Consider the following 19868-nt stretch of genomic DNA (forward strand, 5'->3'; position numbering starts at 1 on the left):
TGAGTCGTGCGTCACCTCCCAACGGAAGGGTCTTTTTGGCCAACTCATCCCCGGTGCTCAGGAGCGAGGTCGGCGCTCAGAACAGACCGAGCCGATACGCGATGGCGATGGCGTCAGCACGGTTCCGTGCACCCATCCGCTGGAGAGTTTCCTGCCAGTACGCCTTGACGGTCGTCGGGCGCAGACCGAGTTCCTGCGCGATCTCGTTGTTGGTCATGCCGTTGGCGACACACGCGAGCACGTCGTGTTGTCGCGGGGTCAGAAGGGCGCGCTCCGGGGCCGGTTCGTCGCGCAGTGAGCCGTCGTGCACCGCCCGGATCGCCGCGCGGAGCTCGGCGGGAGCGGTGTCCTTCGGCACAGTCGTCACCGCGCCGGCACGACGGGCAGCCGGGATTTGTCGGTTCCGGGGATCAGCGGTGAAGAGGACGATGCGTGCCACTGGGGCTGCCACGCACAGGGCCGTGACGGCGGCAGTGACGTCCGTGTCCCCCAGACGCACATCGAGGAGGATCACGTCAGGTGGCCGGGCTCGGACCGCCGACACCGCCTGCGCCAGCGTGGTTGCGGCACCCAGCAGTTCGAATTCGTCTTCGTCGACGAAGACGTTCTCAATCCCCGCCTGGACGATCGGGTGATCGTCGATGACAAAGAGTCCGATGCTCATAGCGGGATCCGTGCGCGGATCGTGAAACCCTCGCCTGTCTCGTCGTCGACCACGGACACGTCGCCCCCGAGACAGGTGATCCGTGCCTCAACGCCGGTCAGGCCGATACCGGGGCGGACCTGGGACGGCGCGGGACCGTCGTTCGAAACGGCCACGGCCAGCCGGCTCGGCAGCGCAGCGAGCGTCACAGACGCTCGTCTCGCGGTGGAGTGGCGCTCCACGTTGGCGAGCGTCACGGCCACGAAGCGGGTAACGGCCTCCACGCGCGCGGTGTCCAGAACCGGTACGGCTCCGAGGAATACGGCAACGGTCTCGATACCGGTCCGGTGCTGGAAGTCGTCGACCACGCCCTGCACTTCTGCCCGTAGATCGGTGGTTGCGCTGGCGTGCCATCCGCTGATGAGCTCCTGGACCATGCCGCTCACTTCGGCGATCTCGTGCTGCAGGGTCTCCAGCTCCTGCGCGAGCTCTTGGTCGGCAGCTCGCCTGTGCGCCTTTTCGGTGCGTGACGAGATGGAGAACAACAGGGCGCTGACGCCGTCGTGGATCTCCTCGCTGATGCGACGTCTCTCGGCGAGCGCCGCAGCAGCGGCGTTGTCCCGGCTCTTCTTGGCGATACCAAGAGCGAAGCTCGCTCTCTGGGCGAGTTGTTCCACGTGCGCGATGGTGCGGTCGTTGAAGGGCCCGGCATCCCGTCGTCCGACGCTGAGAACTCCCAGCACCTGTCCTTCGGTCGAGAGCGGTGCCGCGATCATCCGCCGCACACGCTCGGCCTCGATGATGTGGTCGAACTCGTGCGTGATGCTCGCCGACTTGGCGTACTCCTCGACCCAATGGATGGAAGGCTGTTCGAACACTCGGCCGGTCAGACCTTGGCCTGCGCCGATGCCGAGGCGTCTGAGCTGCGAGGTACGCTGACCGAGCACGTGCTCGATGACCAGCCCTCCGTTGGGATCGGGAAGCGCGACCCATGACACTGCCGACTGACGTCCGTCCGTCTCCAGTACGTCCCTGAGCGTGAGGGTCAACACCGACCTGGGGTCGAAGACCGTGCGGATGTCGAGCAACATACCCAGCAAGCGACGGCTCGTAGCATCTCCCTTGAACACCAGCGCCTCCTCGCCGTGGCGACCCCTGACGACACCCCCGCCACATCATCAATGTTATCAACTCTTGCATTGCCGCTGGATCTGCAAATTTCACGCGTCTACGGGATGGGGCGTGGTGTCAAACAGTCTGTGTGATTGGGAAGCACCGCAATGGGGGCGCCGAGCCAGGCAGAAGGCCGGTCGTGGAAGCCGAATGAGCCTACCGCCGTGCTACTCGACCCTGCCGACGAACAACTCATCAGGCTTCTCGTCGCGGACGGGCGGGCCGACTACGCAGTTCCGCCAGCGCATGGGCCACGGGCAGCGCCGGTCCGCTGACGGTGACGCCCACCAGCGCGAAACTGTCCAGCCTGTGCTTCGCCAGATCTCGGGGATCACGTCGACGGAGACGTTCAGCTCCATCGACGTTCACAAGCTGCCGTACACCTGGACCGCTCTGTGACCGTTGTCCTGCCCACCGTGTCACGCCAGGCTGCCCTGCAGAAGACGACGATGGGAGTGCCAGACGTGTACCGTCTGGCACTCCCACGCCAGTGATTTCCAAGCAGGCCCGGTAACCGAGATGGACTACTCATAGGCCGTCTGAGGCGGTCGGCAGGAGCGCTGTGGGCGGCGACGAGTCGGCAAGGCGCGCGACCTTGTCGCGGACCTGGTACCAGAGGAAGAGGCCGAGGAGCGCGACGACGGCCATGGCCAGGAGCACGGCGTAGTTCTCGTACCACGCCAGCTGCGGTGATCGGGGCCAGACGATGTTGACCAGTTCGAACGCAACCCAGAGCGCCGCGACGACAGTGACGAGGTAACCCCACCGTCCCAGGGTCACCCGTCCGGGAATCCAACGTCCGCGCAACCGGTGCATGAGGACGCCGAGGACGGGCATCGCAAAGGCGACGAAGAAGCCGCCCGTCGAGAAGCTCACGAGCGTGTTGTAGAACTTGGCCGACACGCCGACGCACAGGACGAGCATGGAGATGGCGCCGGCTGTCAGGATGGCGGTGAGGGGGTTGAGGCCGCGCCGGGACAGCTTGGACAGCCGACCAGAGGCGGGCAGGACGCCGTCGCGCGCGAAGGACCAGATGATCCGCGACGCACTGGTCTGGGCGGCCAAGGCGCTCGCCATGAAACCGATCACGATCAGCACGAACAGCGGCTTGGTGATGCTGTTGCCCATGGCGGCCTGGGCTGTTTCGGCGGTGGGGTCCTGTACGGCGCCAGTAACAACGGCCTGCATGTCGGGGGTGGCCAGGATGAGCGCCAGCCCGGAGAAGAGAACCACGGCCCCGATGGCGATGAGGGACGCCACCATGGCCTTGGGGACGTTCCGCTCGGCGTCGACGACCTCTTCGGCGATGGCGCCGGCGCTTTCAAAGCCGACGAAGGCCCAGCCGACAAAGCCGACGGCCGCGAACAGGCCCATCCAGAGCCAGTTGCCGCCGTCCGCTCCGCCCGTACCAGCGGTGTCGAAGATGACGCTGAACGGCTGGTTGCGGTGGCTGATGATCAGAACGACGCCGAGAACGATACTTCCGACGACTTCGGCGAGCAGGCTGAGCACGGCGAATGCCTTGACGGCTTTCGGTCCGGCCGCATTGAGAGCGGTCACCGCGGCAGTGACCGCGATGGCGACGAGGATCTTCGTGGTTTGACCGAAGGGCTCGGTGCCCAGGATGACCGGCAGGAAGGACGCCACGTAGTAGGAGCCACCGGCCACTGCGGTCATCAGCGACCACATGTACGCCCAGCCGGCGAACCAGCCGTAGTACTCACCCCCCAGGAGCCGCGACCACTGGTAGACGCTGCCCTCCAGCGGCCACTTGGAGGCGAGCTGGGCGAAGACGCCGGCCACGAAGAGCTGGCCCACCAGGACGATCACGAAGGCCCACCAACCGGCGGGGCCGGCGGAGGTCAGGACGAGGGCGAACACGCCGTACAGCGCAACGATCGGGGAGATGAAGACGAATGCGATGGTAAAAGCGCTGCGCAGCGTGAATTCCTTCTTCAGCTGCCCTGTGCTGTGCTCCAGCTGTTCGGTTGTCATGACGCCACCAGGATGGGTGAAGTCAGTCTCGTGCTACACACGGCGTGCCTCCAGCTGCTTTCTTCCAGGATCCGCAGAATCCGTGCCTGGCGAATTGCGCCGCGCAGATTTTCTGCGGGGCGTGTGTGCCGTTTGGAATTCGAGGCCCGGCCTGCGCCGGGTCAGGCTGCCCTTGCAGGCAGCGGTGGTGGTCAGACATGGCCGTCGAGGGCCTCGTGCAGGACGTCGAGCCCTTCGTTGAGGAGGTCCTCGCCGATGACGAGCGGGGGCAGCAAGCGCAATACGTTGCCGTAGGTACCGGTCACCAGGACCAGCGCGCCCTTTTGGTGGCAGGCCGCGGCCAGGGCGGAGGCTCCTTCGGGGTTGGGCTCCTTGGTGGCGCGGTCCTTGACGAGCTCGATGGCGATCATGGCGCCACGGCCCCGCACGTCACCGATGATGTCGAACTTCTCGGCCATGGCGCCGAGGCGGGCCTTCATGATCGCCTCGATCCTCTTCGCCCTGGCGTTGAGGTCGAACTCCTTCATCGTCTCGATCGCGCCCAGCGCACCTGCGCAGGCGACCGGGTTGCCGCCGTAGGTGCCGCCGAGGCCGCCCGCGTGCGCGGCGTCCATGATCTCGGCGCAGCCGGTGACGGCGGCGAGCGGCAGGCCGCCCGCGATGCCCTTCGCCGTCGTGATCAGGTCGGGAACGATGCCCTCGTCCTCGCACGCGAACCACTGGCCGGTGCGGCAGAAGCCGGACTGGATCTCGTCCGCGACGAAGACGATGCCGTTGTCGGCGGCGAACTGGCGGATCGCGGGCAGGAAGCCCTTGGCGGGCTCGATGACGCCGCCCTCGCCGAGCACCGGCTCGATGATGATCGCGGCCACGTTCTCCGCGCCGACCTGCTTGCTGATCTGGTCGATGGCCTGCGCGGCGGCCTCGGGACCCGCGTTCTCGGCACCGGTCGGCCACCGGTAGCCGTACGCGACCGGGACGCGGTACACCTCGGGCGCGAACGGGCCGAAGCCGTGCTTGTACGGCATGTTCTTCGCCGTCAGCGCCATCGTGAGGTTCGTCCGGCCGTGGTAGCCGTGGTCGAAGACTACGACCGCCTGGCGCTTGGTGTAGGCGCGCGCGATCTTGACGGCGTTCTCGACGGCCTCGGCACCGCTGTTGAACAGTGCGGACTTCTTGGCGTGGTCACCCGGGGTCAGCTCGGCGAGGGCCTCGCACACCTCGATGTACCCCTCATAGGGGGTGACACTGAAGGCAGTGTGGGTGAAGCGCGTTGCCTGGGCCGACAGTCGGCGTACCACTGCTTCCGCGGCGTTGCCGACGACGGTCACACCCAGGCCGGAGCCGAGGTCGATGAGCCGGTTGCCGTCGACGTCCTCAAGGATTCCGCCGCCCGCGCTCGCCGCGAAGATGGGCAGGGCCGTGGCGACGCCGTCCGCCACGACGCTCTTCTTGCGCGCCATCAGCTGCTGCGACCTCGGGCCGGGGATCGCGGTGAGGATCCGACGCTCCTGAGGGACGACTGAGGCTGCGAACAATACGGTCAAGGCGGACTCCTGGGGAGAGCGTGGAGATGGCGGTGGCGCTGTCGGCGGTGGAGTCCGCTCTTGTGGAGCGGGCCTCGACTCAGGGCCTGGAGGCGGAGCCGGGCCGTGCAGCAGTTGCAGTGCCGACGACGCGGATGACGGATGTGCGGTGTCCGCCATCCGCGTCGGGGCGGTATGGGGTTTCGAGGCCGCATTCCAACCGTTTCCGGTCGTCCCGTGCGGCCGAATGGCTCAGCACTATCGCTAGCCATGACGGTCCCACTTGCCCTAAAAGCTTGTCAAGAGTTCATTCTATGAAAAATTCTAGTTCCACTGAGGGAGTTAGTGAATTTGACCAGCCTGCGTCACGGGGTGATGCGACTACGCGCCGCGCGTGCTGCCAGGAGCTCGGGAGGGGTCGATTTTCGGCGCCCAGGCGGACATCAGTTCGTATCCGACGTGTGCGGCAGCTATGCCCGTGATCTCGGCGTGGTCGTAGGCGGGGGCCACTTCGACGATGTCGGCGCCCACGACATTGAGACTGCTTGTGGCGCGCAGCATCGTGAGGAGTTCCCGTGCGGTGAGACCACCCGATTCCGGGGTGCCGGTCCCGGGGGCGAAGGCGGGATCGAGGACGTCGATGTCGACCGAGACGTATACCGGGCGGTCCTGGAGCCTGGCCTGCATGCGCTCGATCGTGCCGCGCACGCCGATGTCCTCGATCTCCTCGCAGCGCACATGTACGAAGCCGAGTGCCCGGTCGTGGTCCATGTCGCCCGGTCCGTACAGACCGCCGCGGATGCCGACGTGCATGCAGCCTTCGAGGTCCAGGAGCCCTTCCTCGCTGGCGCGGCGGAAGGGTGTGCCGTGGAGGTAAGGGGTGTCGAAGTACGTGTCCCAGGTGTCGAGGTGTGCGTCGAAGTGCAGGACGGAGATCGGTCCGTGCTTGGCGTGCAGGGCGCGCAGGACCGGTAGGGCGATGGTGTGGTCGCCGCCGAGGACGAGCACCTTCCCGGCGCGCTCCAGGACGCTGCGGGCGCCGTGCTCAATGGAGGTGACGGCGGCCGGGATGTCGTAGGGGTGAGCGGTGATGTCGCCCAGGTCGACGACCTGCTGGCCGAGGAAGGGCCAGGCGTCGGCCTCGGGGTTGTAGGGGCGCAGCAGGCGTGAGGCGATGCGGATGTGCTGGGGGCCGAAGCGGGCACCGGGACGGTAGCTGACACCGGCGTCGAACGGGACGCCGACGACGGCGACGTCGAGGTCTCCGGTTTCGTGGGGGCGGGGCAGGGAGGCGAAGGTGGTGGGTCCAGCGAAGCGGGGGACCTGGGTGAAGTCGACCTGGCCGCGGACCCGGTCCAGGGTGACCCGGGGCTGGTGCAGTTGGGGTGGCAGGGGCTCGTTCACGAGAGGGTCCTTCTTTGCGGTGGGGAGGGCGGGAGGGGGCTTAGAGCAGGGTGGCCAGTGCCTTGCGGAACCCTTCGGTCAGCTGCTCCAGTTCGGCGTCGCTCGCGCACAGGGCGGGCGAGATCTGCAGGCCGCCGCAGGCGAAGGGCCGGGTGAGGATGCCGGCGTCCCGGACCGCGCGCACCGCGCGCTGAACGAGACCAGGGTCCTTCTTCACGAGCCACGCGTTGAGCTGGACGCAGGCCATGGCGGCCGGGCCGGTGCGCACGCTCTGGATGACGCCTGTGGCATCGAGGTCGTCGAGGAGCGTGGGCAGGTACCCGGCGATCCGGTCAGCGGCGGCGAGCAGGTCGTGGTCGTGGAGGTAGTCGAGGTTGGCGAGGGCGGCGGCGGCTGCTGCGGCGTGGCCGCTGTAGGTGTAGCCGTGGCGGAACACCTCTCCGCCTTCCCAGAAGGGGGTGGCGACGCGCTGGTTGACCAGGACCGCGCCGAGTGGCAGGTAGCCGCTGGTTAGGCCCTTTGCGCAGAGCAGCAGATCGGGCTCCAGGCCGTACTTCTGGCTGGCGAACCATGCGCCGGTGCGTCCCAGCCCGGTGGTCACTTCGTCGACGATGAAGAGGACGCCGTGGCGGCGGCAGGTCTCGGCGACGGTCTGCAGGTAGCCGACGGTCGGGAAGTGGACTCCGCCTGCGCCGACGATCGGCTCGCACACGAAGGCCGCCACGTGCTCGGCCCCGAGTTCGCCTATGGCGGCCTCCAGTGCCTGGGGGTCATCGCGGGCGACGAGGCGGGTGTCCGGCAGCAGGGTGCCGTAGCCGGTGCGGTTGGCGGGTATGCCGCTGATCGCGGTCGCCGCGGTGTGCATGCCGTGGTAGGAGTCACGGCGGCTGAGGACCACGGTTCGCTCGGGCCGGCCGAGGGCCTGCCAGTAGCGGCGGGCGTACTTCACGGCTGTCTCGACGCTGTCGGATCCGCCGCTGGTGAACAGGACCTTCCAGGGGCCGCCCGGGGCGAGATCCGACAGGCGCTCGGCCAGCTGGTCGGCGGGTTCGTTGGAGTAGTCGCCGAAGGTGGAGTACGCGTGCATGCGCAGCAGCTGGGTGTGAGCCGCGTCGGCGATCTCGCGGCGTCCGTAGCCCGCGTGACAGAACCACAGACCGGCTGTGGCATCCAGCAGGCGCCGTCCGTCGGAGCTGGTCATCCACAGCCCGTCCGCGTCGGTCAGGACGAGGGGGTCCACGGCGTCGGACATGTTGTGAAAGGGGTGCCAGTGGGCGGAGGCAGGTGCGGGTGACATGGTGTCAGCTCCTTGCTCGGAGGCCGGTGCGTAAGGGCGTGCCGGTCTACAGGTCGATCACCGTGGTCTTGAGTTCCGTGTAGTGCTCGACGGCGTCCGAGCCGAGTTCACGGCCGAAGCCGGATGCCTTCACGCCGCCGAAGGGCAGGGTGGGATGGAAGACGCCGTAGGTGTTCGCCCAGACGGTTCCGGCCCGCAGGCGTCGGGCGACGCGGTGTACCCGGGAGGCGTTCTGGCTCCAGACGGCGGAGGCCAGGCCGTAGGCGGAGTCGTTGGCCAGGCGGACGGCTTCGTCCTCGGTGTCGAAGGGCAGCACGGTCAGGACCGGTCCGAAGACTTCCTCCCGCTCGATGCTCTGGCCGGGCCGGGCGCCGGTGACGATCGTCGGAGCGATGAAGTAGCCGTCACGGTCGGGCAGTTCGGCAGCGGTCTCCACGTGTGCGCCGTCTTGTGCGGCCTGCTCGATCAGGGCGTTGACGCGGTCGCGCTGGGTGCTGGAGATCAGCGGCCCGAGGGTTGTTGTGGGAGCCAGGCCGTGGCCGAGGGACAGCCGACGGGTCCGGTCGGCGAGTTCGGCGACGAACTCGTCGTGAATACGGCGGTCGACGATCAGTCGGCTGCCGGCGATGCAGACCTGCCCGGCGTTGGTCCAGATGCCGGCCATGACTCCGGCGATGGCGGCGTCCAGGTCGGCGTCGGCGAAGACCAGTTGCGGGCTCTTGCCGCCGAGTTCGAGGCTGACCTTGGTCAGGGTGTCGGCCGCGGCGCGCATCACGGCCTGCCCTGTGCGGGTGGACCCGGTGAACGCGATCTTGTCAATGCCGGGGGTGGCGGTCAGGGCCGCGCCGGTCGCCCCGGCTCCGGGGGCGACGTTGACGACGCCGTCCGGGATGCCGGCTGCCGCGCACAGCTGCGCGAGGTATGCCGTGGACAGCACCGTCTGCTCGGACGGCTTGGCCACGAAGGTGTTGCCGAAGGCGAGGGCGGGCGCCAGCTTGTACATCAGGATGGGAAGGGGATAGTTCCACGGCGTGATGGCCGCGCACACCCCGATCGCCTCCCGGGTGCCGGTCGCCATGTAGCGGCGCGGTGCGGGGATGACCGAGCCCTCGACTTTGGTGGCCCAGCCCGCGTAGTAGCGCAGTACGGCGACCGCCTCGTCGATGTCGAGACGGGCCTCAGCCAGGGTTTTGCCGGTGTCCAGGGCCTCCAACTGGGCGACGGTCTCGGCGTCCGCTGCCAAGAGGTCGGCGAGGTGGCGCAGTTTCTCTTCGCGCGTCTCCGGGTCGAGTTCGCTCCAGCGGCCGTCATCGAAGGCGGCACGGGCGGCGGCCACCGCATCGGCTACGTCGCCGGCCGATGCCGCCGTGTAGGAGGTGACGGGCGTGCCCGTGCCGGGGTCGACCACCTCGATGTGGGTGTCGGAGCGGGCGGTGCGCCAGTTGCCGTCGATGAAGGGATCAAGCGGCGGCTTGTCGAGCCAGCCGAGCGCGTCGGCCGACAGCAGGCCGCGGACCTCGGGGGTCAGATGGGCAGTCATGGGATGCTCGTTTCTACGGTGACCGCGGCACGGGTCCGGGGCGTCACCACTGGGTGGCGATGTACTTGGTTTCGAGGAACTCGTGGATGCCGTGGCGTCCGCCTTCTCGGCCGATGCCGCTCTGCTTGACGCCGCCGAACGGGGCGGCCGGGTCGGAGAACACGCCGGTGTTCAGGCCGACCATGCCGGCTTCCAACTGCTCGGCCACGGCTAGGCCGCGGCGCAGGTCACCTGTGTAGACGTAGGAGCCGAGGCCCATTTCGGTGCTGTTGGCCATCTCGATCACGGCGTCGTCGGAGTCAAAGGTGACGACGGGTGCGACGGGGCCGAACAGTTCGTGGTCGAGGACCGGAGCGGTGGGCGGCACGTCGTCGATCAAGGTGGGCGGGAAGTAGTAGCCGGTCTGCTTCAGGGGGCTGCCGCCGAGCACGATCCGGCCACCGGAGTCGACGGCCGACTGGACCGCTTCGGTGAGGGAGTCACGCGCCGAGGCCGAGGCCATCGGGCCGACCTGGACCGACGGCGCCGTGCCCGGGCCGACTTCGAGGGCTTCCAGGCCCTTGGCCAGCCGGGAGACGAACTCGTCGTGCACCGAGGCGTGGACGTAGAAGCGGTTGGCCGCGGTGCACGCCTCGGCGTTGTGCCGCATCTTGGCGACCAGCGCGCCGGAGACGGCCGCGTCGAGGTCGGCGTCGGAGAAGATGATGAAGGGGGCGTTGCCGCCCAGTTCCATGGAGGTCTTCAGCACGCGCTCGGCGGCCTGGCCGAGCAGGGCGCTCCCCACTCGGGTGGAGCCGGTGAAGGAGAGGGCACGCACCGGTCCCCGGGCGACGAGTTCGGCGGTGACGGCGACGTCGCGGGCGGTGGGTACCACGTTGACCACTCCCGCCGGGACACCCGCCTCGGTGAGCAGGCGGGCGAGGAACAGCGCGGTCAGCGGCGTCTGGCGGGACGGCTTGACGACGACCGTGCAGCCCGCGGCCAGCGCCGGGGCGACCTTGCGTGTGATCATCGCGGCGGGCAGGTTCCAAGGAGTCAGCAGCAGAGACACGCCGACCGGCTGGGAGATCTCGATGATGCGCTTGTCGCCGGCCGGAGACATGCCGAGGTGGCCGGTGACGCGGACGGCTTCCTCGCTGTACCAGCGGAAGAACTCGGCCGCGTAGGCGACCTCCGCCTCGGCATCCGTGCTGGCCTTGCCGTTCTCGGCGGTGATCAGGGCGGCGAGTTCGTCCTTCGCGGCGTTGACGAGTTCGTAGGCGCGGCGAAGGATCTCGGCGCGTTCCCGGGGAGCGCGCCGGTTCCAGCCGGGCAGCGCGGCTGCGGCCGAGTCGGCGGCGTCCTTGCCATCCTGGACGGTGGCGTCCGCGACCTTGGCGATGACCTGTTCGGTGACGGGGTCTTCGACGGGGAACGTGCCGCCGTCCCCGGCAGCGCGCCAGGTGCCGTCGATGAACAGCTCGATGGGGGCGGAGGGGATCACTGGGGCACCTCGGTGGAGTGGGGTGTGCGGAACTCGTCGTTGTCGGCACCGAGCCGGGGTATGGGGCCGGGCCGTGCGCCGTGGCCGTCGAACAGGAGCGGCAGCCGGGGCAGGCTGAGTGTCGTGCCGTCCGTGCGGTGGGCCCGCTCGTCGTCGATCGGGGCGAACAGGCCGCGGTGAGCCAGCTGTTCGCATGCCCGGACGTCGGCGATGGTCTGTACGGCGCCGGCTGGCTGGCCCGCCGCGCGCAGCGCCGCCACGGCCTCGTGGCGGTCCATGTCCTTGGCCCACTCCTCCAGCAGCGGCACGATCCGGCCCGCCATGTTCTCGGCACGCTTGAGCGTGGTGTCCAGCTCCGGATCGTGTTCGAGATCCGGCTGGCCCAGGGCGGCACAGCAGCGGCGCCACATCTCGTCGGTGGGGATCACGATGGACACCCACGCCCCGTCTCCCGCGCGGAAGGCACCGACGGGGCTGAAGCGGTCGATGCCGCGGGTGGGGACCTCGCCGGTGTACTCGTGCAGGGTCAGCGGGCGCTCCAGGAAGGCCGCGCCGATGTCGTACATGGCGGCGTCCACGTGGGAGCCCTGGCCGGTGGTGGCTCGGCCGACGAGCGCGGTGAGGATGCCGATGGTGGCGTAGATGCCGGCCATCAGGTCCATCGTGCCCATCGGAGCGAGGCTGGGCGGGCCGTCCTTGTCACCGATGAGGCTGGACAGTCCGCTCATGCCCTGGATGACGGAGTCGAACGCGGGCCACTTCGCATACGGTCCGCCGGTGGTGCCGAATCCGGAGATCTCGCAGATCACCAGGCGGGGGAAGCGTTCGCGCAGCTCCTTGGGCGCCAGGCCCTGCCGGTCCAGCGACCCGGGCCGCAGGTTGCTGACCAGGACGTCCGCGGTCGCGAGGAGTTCTTCGAAGGCCTGGCGGTCGTCGGCATCGGTCAGGTCCAGCTCGACGGACTTCTTGCCGCGGTTGTAGGAGGCGAAGCCGCCGCTGATGTAGTCGTCGTCGGGCCCGACCTTGGGGTCGTACCAGCGACGTGGGTCGCCCGTGACGGGGCGCTCGACCTTGATGATTTCGGCGCCGGCGTCGGCGAGCATCTGGGTGCTGTAGGGAGCGGCGATGAACTGCTCCAGGGAGACGACGCGGATGCCGTCGAGCAGGCGGAGGCCGTCAGCCATGATCTTCTCCGTTCGTTCCGGCAACCAGTGCCACGGGGCGGAAGTCGAGGACGGTGGCCGGTTCCGCCCCTGGCCTGAGGGCCTGTCCGAGAATGCGGAAAGCGACGAGCGCGCCGCCCGCCACCGGCAGAAGTTCCTCGCAGGTGAGGTGGAAGGAGAGCAGGTCGTCCTCGAAGGACGGAGCGAGGTGGTCGCACGAGCGCCAGCCCACGACGGAGGCAAGACCGGGTACGAGACGGGACAATGACGCCTGGGCCAGGGCCACGACGTGACCGCCGTAGACCAGGCGACGTCCCTGCTGGCCGCGGGCGGGGTCGCGATGGGCGGCGGCCTGGTTCTGGGTCAGGCGGACCAGGTCAAGAGCGCCGCTGATGGAGTCGCGCAGTGGGTCTTGGACCTGCCATCCCGGTTCGGGCAGCGGTGCGACGGAGACCTGGGTAAGGTCCCAGTCCTTCGGCACAGCGGGGAGCAGGTCGGCCAGGCTCCGGTTGGAGTCGGCCTGGCCGATGTCCCCGGCTTCCAGCAGGCGGTTCTGGTCGCGCACCGGCAGCAGGGCCAGGCGTTGCAGGGAGGCCACCTGGTTGCCGTGCTCGTCGCGGGTGTCGATGGACAGCAGGACCTTGGCACGGCGCCCTTTGCCGTTGTCGCGGGTGAAGGCGCGGGCGAGGGGCGTGACCGTGGAGGTCAGCGTCGTGCCCACGGGCACCTGCTGGTGCAGGGTCACGTCGCGGTAGAACAGGTTGGCGATGACGATCTTGGTGGCGACCGTGGACTGTCCGATGGCGACTTGCAGCGCCAGCGCGGAGTTCACCACCCGCTCGGCGCGTCCGGTGGTGGCCCGGGACAGCGGGCTGCTCAGAGACAGGTGCGCCGGGTCTCCGCTGATCGCTTGGTAGAGGGCGGCCACGCCTTCGTCGATGGTGATGGCCGGGGCCGCCGGCAGCGGCCGGCCGATCTCGAAGTCGTCGCCATAGGGGCCGTCGAGGGGCAGGGAAGTGCTCATTGGTCTGTCTCCGCGAGGATGTGCTGGGCCCGGTCGAGGACGGGCCGGTCGACCATCGCCCCGTCCACCGTGATCGCGCCGCTGTCCGGGGCTTCCTGGACGGCGTGCACGACGCGGCGGGCCCAGGCGACCATGTCGGAGGACGGCCCGAATGCCGCCTCCACACCGTCGAGTTGTGTGGGGTGGATGCAGAGCTTCCCGGTGAAGCCGAGCGCGATCTGGCGCGCGCAGTCGGCCCGGAGCTGTTCCGGATCGCCGATGGCCGTCGTGGGTCCGGCGATGGCGGCGATGGCGGCGCCGGCGGCGGCATTGACGATGCGTGCCTGTGCCCAGGAGGTGTCGTGGGCGTGCAATCCCCCGCTGCCGGCGAGTTCGCTGCGATAGTCCAGTTCGCCGAACATCACGGCACGCACGGAGGGATGGGCTGCGACGGTCCAGGCGTGCTCGACGCCCTCCGCGGTCTCGATCAGCGCCACGATGGGCAGGTTGGTGCGGTCGGCCAGCCAGTCCACCGCTTTCGGGGTGGCCTTGGGCAGGACCAGGGCGTCGAGATGCTGGGCAGCGTCCTTGGCTGCCGCCAGGTCCGCGTCCAGGTGCGCCGTGTCCGCGGCGTTGACCCGCAGCCACAGCCCTCGCCGCTGGTCGGCGAGTTGTGGTGCGGCCCGGGCGAAGAGGTTGCGGGCGGCTTCCTTGCTGGGTTCGGCGACGCCGTCTTCGAAGTCGACCATCAGCGCGGAGGCCGTGGCCTTCTGCGCCTTGGCCAGGAACCGTTCGGAAGAGGCGGGCACGGCGAGGACGGTGCGGGTGAACGAGGTCGTCATGCCGGGGTGTACCTCACCGGGAGGGCGGCCAGGCCGTTGACGAAGTTGGAGTGCAGCCGCTCGGGCTCACCGCAGACCTCGATGTCGGGCAGCCGGGTGAACAACTCATCGAAGAAGATCGTCATCTCCTTGCGGGCCAGCACCGCCCCGAGGCAGAAGTGCGGGCCGCCTCCGCCGAACGCCACATGCCGGTCCTCGGCGCGGGAGAAGTCCAGCTCCCACGCCCGGTCGATGACGCTCTCATCCCGGTTGGCGGACGTGTACCACATCACCACCTTGTCGCCCTTGGCGATCGGCTGGCCGGCGATCTCCGCGTCCCGGGTGGCGGTGCGCCGGAAGTACCGCACCGGGGTCACCCAGCGGACGATCTCCTCGACTGCGCGCGGCGCCAGCTGCTGGAAGTCCTCCTGCCAGCGGCGCCGCTGCTCGGGATACAGCGACAGCGCATACATGCCCTGGCCGATGCTGGTCGCGGTGGTCTCGATGCCCGCGGTCACCAGCAGGGCGAAGAAGACTGCGATCTCGTGATCGCTCATCCGCTCACCGTCAACCTGGGCACTAAGCAGCTTGCGCAGGAAGGACGCGGAGTCGGACACCTGCGCACGCGCCTGGGCGACCAACTGCTCGGCGTAGGCGATGATCTCCAGCACCGCGTTGTACGCCTCGGCGGTGCCGTAGGCGGACAGCGCTGTTCCGGTGAGGGCGACGAGCCGGTCACGGTCATCGACGGGAACGCCCAGCAGCTCGCAGATGATCTGCGCGGGAAAGTCGCCGACGATGTCCTGCATGAAGTCGCAGCTGCCCCGGTCGGCCACGCGGTCGATGCAGCGCCTGGCATGCACGCGGATGGTGTCGCTGAGTGCCTCGACCGTCCGCGGGGTCAGGACCCGGTTGACGATGGCCCGGTGGTGGGCATGCGCGGCGCCGCTCATGTTGAGCATGCCGCCGAAGATGTGGACCATCTCCGGTGTCATGTCGACGATTTCGGTGCCGTTCTCGGAGGTGAAGGTCTCCTGGTCGCGGCTGACCTCGACCACGTCCTCGTAGCGCACGACCGACCAGAACCCGCGGCCTCCCTCGGGGAACCAGTCGGATGCCGGCTCGTCGTGCCAGTGCACGGCCTTCTCATGACGCATGTCTGCGAACGCCGAGTCGGGGTCTTTCTGCAGCCAGAACTCCGGCAGGGCCGGGTTGTGGGCCTGGGTGATGTCTTCCATGGGCACGGCCTGTTCCAGTGGTCAGAGGTCGAGGGTCAGTTTTCGGGACAGGCAGCGGCCGACGCAGATCATCATCGTGTCGTTGCCGTCCCGCTCTTCGGGGGTGAGGACCTGGTCGCGGTGGTCGGGAATGCCGTCCAAGACGCCGGTTTCGCAGGAGCCGCAGTAGCCCTCCTCGCAGGAGAAGGGGACCTGCGGTACGACCTCCCGTACGACGTCGATGAGGCGACGGTCGGCAGGGACGGTCAGGGTCCGACCGGAGCGGACCAGCTCCACCTCGAACTCGGTGTCGGAATGGGCCGGCTCGTCGGTCTGCGGCTTCGCGCCGAACCGCTCCAGATACAGCGCTCCGGCAGGCAGCAGTTCTTCGCTGAGCGATTCGGCGGCCTGCAGCATCGGCTCGGGGCCGCACGCGTACACGGCGGTCTCCTCGGGGGCACTGCGGAAGGCGGAGGCGAAGTCGGGGTGCCCCAGTTCGTCCTGCGGCACCAGCACCACCTCGCCGTGGGAGAGCGCGGCCAGCTCGATGAGCTCGTCGGTGTAGGCCATGGAGGAGCGGGTCCGTCCGCCGTAGATCAGCGTCCAGGGGGTGCCAGTAGCCGCTGCTTCGCGTGCCATGGCGAGGATGGGGGTGACGCCGATTCCTCCGGCGAGGAAGAGGTAGCGCTCGGCCACGGCCAGTCGGAAGTGGTTGCGGGGGCCACGGATGGCAACCGTCGTGCCTGCCGACAGCTTGTCGTGCACTTCCACCGACCCGCCGCGGCCCTCGGCCTCCCGGAGCACGGCGATCCGGTACTCGATCGGCCGTTCCGGGTGCCCGCACAGGGAGTACTGCCGGATGGCACCGGAGGGCAGGACGAGGTCGATATGGGCACCCGGCTCCCATCCTTCAAGTGGACCGTCGGCAGGCTCGGCGGCGGTGAGGGTCAGTTCCACGACGCCTTCCGCCACCTCACGGCGCATGGTGATCGTGACCTGCCGATCCTCTGGTGCGGTCCACTCGGGCAGAGTGCCCGGTGCCGCAGGGGCTGTGCCTGCTCGGGCTGTCTCGATGCTCATGACCCGTGCCTCACTCTCTTTCATGAACCTTCTGGCGCTACGGCCGTCGTGTGTTCGCCCGCTGCCGGGCTTGCGTGGTTGGTCTCGGCGAGGACCTTGACCGGATGGCGGGCTGCGAGCCCAGGGGACGTCAGATGACGTGGAGGGCGTCCAGGACATTCCTCGCCAGTTCCCGGTCACCGCTGATGTCGAGGTCCGCCTCGTGCCAGGACTGCCGGTGGGTGCCCCATAGGTGGAAGGAGTCGGCGGTGGCCCTGATGCGGGCGCCCGCCGTCGACAGGCCACCCGGCTCGACCGTGATCCGGCGTCCGTCACCGCTGGGCACGAGGGTCCAGTGCCCGCCGCCCGGACCGTCGAGAAACAGCACCACGGGGCGGGTGAGCGCGGACGACAGCCGGCGCGGGGACATCTGGGGCAGCCCCGCGAGCAGCCACGCCAAGCTGGCGGACATCACCGCCTCGTCCGCACCGATCGTGAGGGACGCGACGGTGCCCCGCGGAGCGGCGAGATCGTGGCGCAGATGGCAGTAGTGGTCGAAGACGAGGGAGTCCGCGACAAGATGGGCCGGGTAGCTCCCCGCATCGTCGAAATCGACGACTTCGGAAGCCGCCGGTTGCTGCTGCATGGTGCCAAGAGCGGCCATGGCTGGCTTCACGAGGCGGCGGTATGTATCGAACGTCTGACCGAGCCGTTCACTCCGATATGCAGCGACCGCGACGTCGTTGGTGCGCTCGACACTGCCCGGGAACGGGGCCGGCAGCGTCTCCGGCTCCACGATCTCCCTCAGGGTGCAGACGAGGTGGATCAGCACATCGTGATTGGTCCAGCCCGGACAGGCACTCGGCCGGGCCCAGGCCGCGTCATCGACCATATTCTCAAGGCCCAGAACCGACTGGGACAGGCTCTCCAGAGCCGCGATTCCACGGAATGTCATGGGAAGTCCTCTTCATTGACGGCCCGGCCGAGCCTGAGGCCGGGCCGTCCAAGCGATGCGCTGACTGGCAGTGCCAGTGGGGAACGTCGGACAAGCGCCGCTGGACGCTTCTCACGCCGAGCGGTCAGACCGCTTCGGCCTGCGCGAGTTCGAAGGCCACCTCGGCGCCCGCGTCCACGACGACGTCGGTGCCGTTGATCCAGCTGGCACCCTCTCCAGCCAGGAACTCGACGACAGCGGCAATCTCCTCGGGCCGCCCGTTGCGTCCCCCCGCCAATTCGGTCAGCGGATCCAGCTCCGCGTGCCCCATCGAGTCGTAGAACTCAGGCAGAAGGGGTGTCTCCACGGGGCCAGGGCTGACCGTGTTGACGCGGACGTGCCCTCGGTAACGCTGTGCGGCTTGCGACGTCCACACGATGAGGGCCTCTTTGCTGCGGGTGTAGGCATCCTTGCCGGTGTCCAGACAGGCCGCCCCGGTCTTGACCCCCGCCTCGAAGTCGGGCGCGCTCACCAGCTTCGCCACCTCCTCGAGATGGTCACGCCAGTACCAGCCCGCAGTCGACGCCACGCTGACCACGGCTCCCCCGGCGTTCATGCGCGGCACCAGCTGCTCCGTCAGGTGGCGCAGCCCGAAGAAGTTGACTCCGAGGACGAGCGGGACGGGAGAGGAACCGGATACGCCCGCGACATTGCACAACACGTCGACGGGATGACGCAGCCCGCCGACGGCAGCCTCGATCGAGGCGCGGTCGTTCAGATCCGTCTCGATGTGACGTACCGGAAGGTCGCTCGGCCGACGGTCGAGGATGACGACCGCGTCTCCCCGCGCGACGAAGCGCTGGACGACGGCTTCGCCTATCCCTGACGCCCCACCGGTGACCACCACGGTGCGCGGCTTGGCCATCTTCGCTTCCCTTCGAGAACCCTGCCGGCCGCTACCACGGCCCTTTCGGCCACGGCAGCTCGAACAAGACTCACGATGACACGACACCGCCGCCTAGACAAGGGAAAGTTTCAACATCATGAGTATTTGAGCGACTAGTTTGCGCTAGAGAGTTCATTCACGCGCCTTGTATGCACCGAGCGCTTGCTGACGGGTGTCGCTTATGAGACGGTTGAGGCAGAGCTCAACAAGCTCCTGGACGAGGTGCGCCGTACCCAGCGATGAAAAGACGGCGCAGGGAGAAAGACATGGCCTGGATCGTTCTCGTGATCTCCGGAGTGCTGGAAGCCGTCTGGGCGACAGCACTGGGGAAGTCGGCGGGCTTCAGCCGCCCGGTGCCCACCACGGTCTTCGTAGTCGGCATCGTGCTCAGCATGGTCGGACTGTCCTACGCACTGCGGACGCTGCCCATCGGCACCGGCTACGCCATCTGGGTCGGCATCGGAGCCGTCCTCACGGCCACCTACGCCATGGTCCTCGACGGCGAATCCGTCACCCTGCTGAAGGTCGCACTGCTGACGGGCATCATCGCCTGCGTGGCCGGCCTGAAGCTGGCGCACTGACACCCGCCTCCACAATCCGTGCCCGGCCTTGGTGTGCCTCCTGGCCTGCCCGGTCCTTCCGTTCTCCGGTGAGACCGCCATCGCCCGGGCGCTGCCGGCAAGAAATGCGACTGGGCGCACCCGAGGCGCGGACCCAACCCTCCGAACCCACGTCGCCCGACACCTCGCTGCACTCTGCTCCTCCCTTCCAGCGTCCCGGCTCGTGACCCATCCGATGAAAGGCACCCCCACATGAACGCCCTGGCAGTCCTGGCAACGGAGGACGGCGAACCACCTCTTCTCCCACCATGGCCGGAGACCGTTGTCCAGGCGCTCGGCCTCGCCATCGTGCTCACTGTCCTGGCGAAGAAGCTCCTCCCGGTCATCAACAAGTCCCTGGAAGACCGGCGCCGCGCGATCGAGACCGACCTTGCACGAGCACAAAAGGCTCGCTCCCAAGCGGAGAACGACCTGAAACGGCACACGGCTCAGCTGGCCGAGGCCCGCCACGAGGCCGCTCGTCTCCGTCACGAGGCGGCCGAGCAGAGCGCTGCGATAATCCAGGAGATGCGCGCCGAGGGGCAGCGCCAGCGTGAGAGCCTCATCGCCGCAGGTCACGCCCAGGTCGAAGCTGACCGGGAAGCTGCGGCATACACCCTGCGCCGGCAGGCAGGCAGCCTGGTCACCGATCTGGCCGGGCGGCTGGCCACGGAGGCCCTGGACGATCCAGCTCGGCAGAGCCGGGTCATCGACCGTTTCCTCGACGACCTTGAGGTTCACGCCGCACGCTCCTCCTGAGCGGGTGGGCGCAGCAACTCCGCAAGTCGTCCTTCCTCAGGACGTCCGCGCCAGGGCCGCACAGCCACTGAGGTTCAGCTGTCCGAGCACCGGTGTCGGCCGCTCGAGCGGCCGACACGGAAGGATCCATCGGCCCGCCCGCTGACCAGCACCCCTGCACCACCGCAGCCGCAGGCCCCGATTTCACGGACTGCGCCACGACCCCGCTCGGCTTACTCGCGCCGTTGCCCGAGCGGACGGCACCGAGCCCCACACCCCAGGGTGCTCGGGGCTCACACTCTCTTCCGCAACGCTGACGGGTAGCAC

17 protein-coding genes and 1 riboswitch are annotated in these 19868 nt (G+C 68.6%); of the genes, 2 read left to right on the forward strand and 15 right to left on the reverse strand.

Going from position 1 to position 19868, the window contains the following annotated elements; genetic code table 11:
* Positions 1 to 76: 76 nt before the first annotated feature.
* The 15 genes from H1D24_RS13205 to H1D24_RS13275 form a co-directional block, all read right to left on the reverse strand.
* Positions 77 to 664 (reverse strand): response regulator transcription factor, encoded by a 588-nt coding sequence (locus H1D24_RS13205; RefSeq protein ID WP_181657655.1) that lies wholly within the window; start codon positions 662 to 664, stop codon positions 77 to 79.
* Complete coding sequence (locus H1D24_RS13210) at positions 661 to 1734, reverse strand: GAF domain-containing sensor histidine kinase (RefSeq protein ID WP_258564047.1); 1074 nt, start codon at positions 1732 to 1734, stop codon at positions 661 to 663. The genes H1D24_RS13205 and H1D24_RS13210 overlap by 4 nt, the downstream gene beginning before the upstream one ends.
* A 610-nt stretch (positions 1735 to 2344) precedes the next feature.
* A complete protein-coding gene (locus tag H1D24_RS13215) occupies positions 2345 to 3811 on the reverse strand; it encodes an APC family permease (protein WP_181657657.1) in 1467 nt (488 codons plus the stop codon).
* A 191-nt stretch (positions 3812 to 4002) separates the two neighbouring features.
* Positions 4003 to 5349 (reverse strand): 4-aminobutyrate--2-oxoglutarate transaminase, encoded by a 1347-nt coding sequence (gabT, locus tag H1D24_RS13220; protein ID WP_258564048.1) that lies wholly within the window; start codon positions 5347 to 5349, stop codon positions 4003 to 4005.
* Positions 5350 to 5718: 369 nt separating this feature from the next.
* Positions 5719 to 6741 carry an agmatinase gene (speB, locus tag H1D24_RS13225; RefSeq protein ID WP_309484295.1) on the reverse strand — a complete coding sequence of 341 codons (1023 nt, stop codon included), beginning with the start codon at positions 6739 to 6741 and terminating at the stop codon, positions 5719 to 5721.
* A 40-nt stretch (positions 6742 to 6781) separates the two neighbouring features.
* The gene (locus H1D24_RS13230; protein WP_220136663.1) at positions 6782 to 8038 is read right to left on the reverse strand and encodes an aminotransferase family protein; all 1257 of its coding nucleotides are present in this window, start codon (positions 8036 to 8038) and stop codon (positions 6782 to 6784) included.
* A gap of 46 nt (positions 8039 to 8084) precedes the next feature.
* A complete protein-coding gene (locus H1D24_RS13235) occupies positions 8085 to 9578 on the reverse strand; it encodes an aldehyde dehydrogenase family protein (protein WP_181657659.1) in 1494 nt (497 codons plus the stop codon).
* Between the two features lie 43 nt (positions 9579 to 9621).
* Positions 9622 to 11061: an NAD-dependent succinate-semialdehyde dehydrogenase gene (locus H1D24_RS13240; protein ID WP_181657660.1), complete on the reverse strand. Its 1440-nt coding sequence runs from the start codon at positions 11059 to 11061 to the stop codon at positions 9622 to 9624.
* Positions 11058 to 12245, reverse strand: a complete 1188-nt coding sequence (locus H1D24_RS13245) for a CaiB/BaiF CoA transferase family protein (protein WP_181657661.1) — start codon at positions 12243 to 12245, stop codon at positions 11058 to 11060. Before H1D24_RS13245 ends, H1D24_RS13240 begins: the two co-directional genes overlap by 4 nt.
* Positions 12238 to 13248, reverse strand: coding sequence for a hotdog family protein (locus H1D24_RS13250; protein WP_181657662.1), 1011 nt, complete (start codon positions 13246 to 13248; stop codon positions 12238 to 12240). The genes H1D24_RS13245 and H1D24_RS13250 overlap by 8 nt, the downstream gene beginning before the upstream one ends.
* Positions 13245 to 14069: an HpcH/HpaI aldolase/citrate lyase family protein gene (locus tag H1D24_RS13255; RefSeq protein WP_181657663.1), complete on the reverse strand. Its 825-nt coding sequence runs from the start codon at positions 14067 to 14069 to the stop codon at positions 13245 to 13247. Before H1D24_RS13255 ends, H1D24_RS13250 begins: the two co-directional genes overlap by 4 nt.
* Positions 14066 to 15286 carry a cytochrome P450 gene (locus tag H1D24_RS13260; RefSeq protein ID WP_181657664.1) on the reverse strand — a complete coding sequence of 407 codons (1221 nt, stop codon included), beginning with the start codon at positions 15284 to 15286 and terminating at the stop codon, positions 14066 to 14068. The genes H1D24_RS13255 and H1D24_RS13260 overlap by 4 nt, the downstream gene beginning before the upstream one ends.
* Before the next feature lie 21 nt (positions 15287 to 15307).
* Positions 15308 to 16345 (reverse strand): PDR/VanB family oxidoreductase, encoded by a 1038-nt coding sequence (locus H1D24_RS13265; RefSeq protein ID WP_258564024.1) that lies wholly within the window; start codon positions 16343 to 16345, stop codon positions 15308 to 15310.
* Positions 16346 to 16475: 130 nt separating this feature from the next.
* On the reverse strand, positions 16476 to 17279 hold the full coding sequence (locus H1D24_RS13270; protein ID WP_181657665.1) for a maleylpyruvate isomerase N-terminal domain-containing protein: 804 nt from the start codon (positions 17277 to 17279) through the stop codon (positions 16476 to 16478).
* Between the two features lie 124 nt (positions 17280 to 17403).
* Positions 17404 to 18183, reverse strand: a complete 780-nt coding sequence (locus H1D24_RS13275; protein ID WP_181657666.1) for a coniferyl-alcohol dehydrogenase — start codon at positions 18181 to 18183, stop codon at positions 17404 to 17406.
* A 216-nt stretch (positions 18184 to 18399) separates the two neighbouring features.
* Positions 18400 to 18461, forward strand: a riboswitch (guanidine-III (ykkC-III) riboswitch).
* Between the two features lie 9 nt (positions 18462 to 18470).
* On the opposite strand from H1D24_RS13275, the gene H1D24_RS13280 reads away from it, so the two are divergent.
* Both H1D24_RS13280 and H1D24_RS13285 read left to right on the forward strand, forming a co-directional pair.
* A complete protein-coding gene (locus H1D24_RS13280; protein ID WP_181657667.1) occupies positions 18471 to 18785 on the forward strand; it encodes a DMT family transporter in 315 nt (104 codons plus the stop codon).
* Between the two features lie 231 nt (positions 18786 to 19016).
* Positions 19017 to 19562 carry a F0F1 ATP synthase subunit B family protein gene (locus tag H1D24_RS13285; protein WP_181657668.1) on the forward strand — a complete coding sequence of 182 codons (546 nt, stop codon included), beginning with the start codon at positions 19017 to 19019 and terminating at the stop codon, positions 19560 to 19562.
* Positions 19563 to 19868 lie beyond the last annotated feature (306 nt).

This window comes from Streptomyces himalayensis subsp. himalayensis, assembly GCF_013778455.1.
In the GTDB taxonomy this organism is placed as follows: Bacteria; Actinomycetota; Actinomycetes; order Streptomycetales; family Streptomycetaceae; genus Streptomyces; species Streptomyces himalayensis.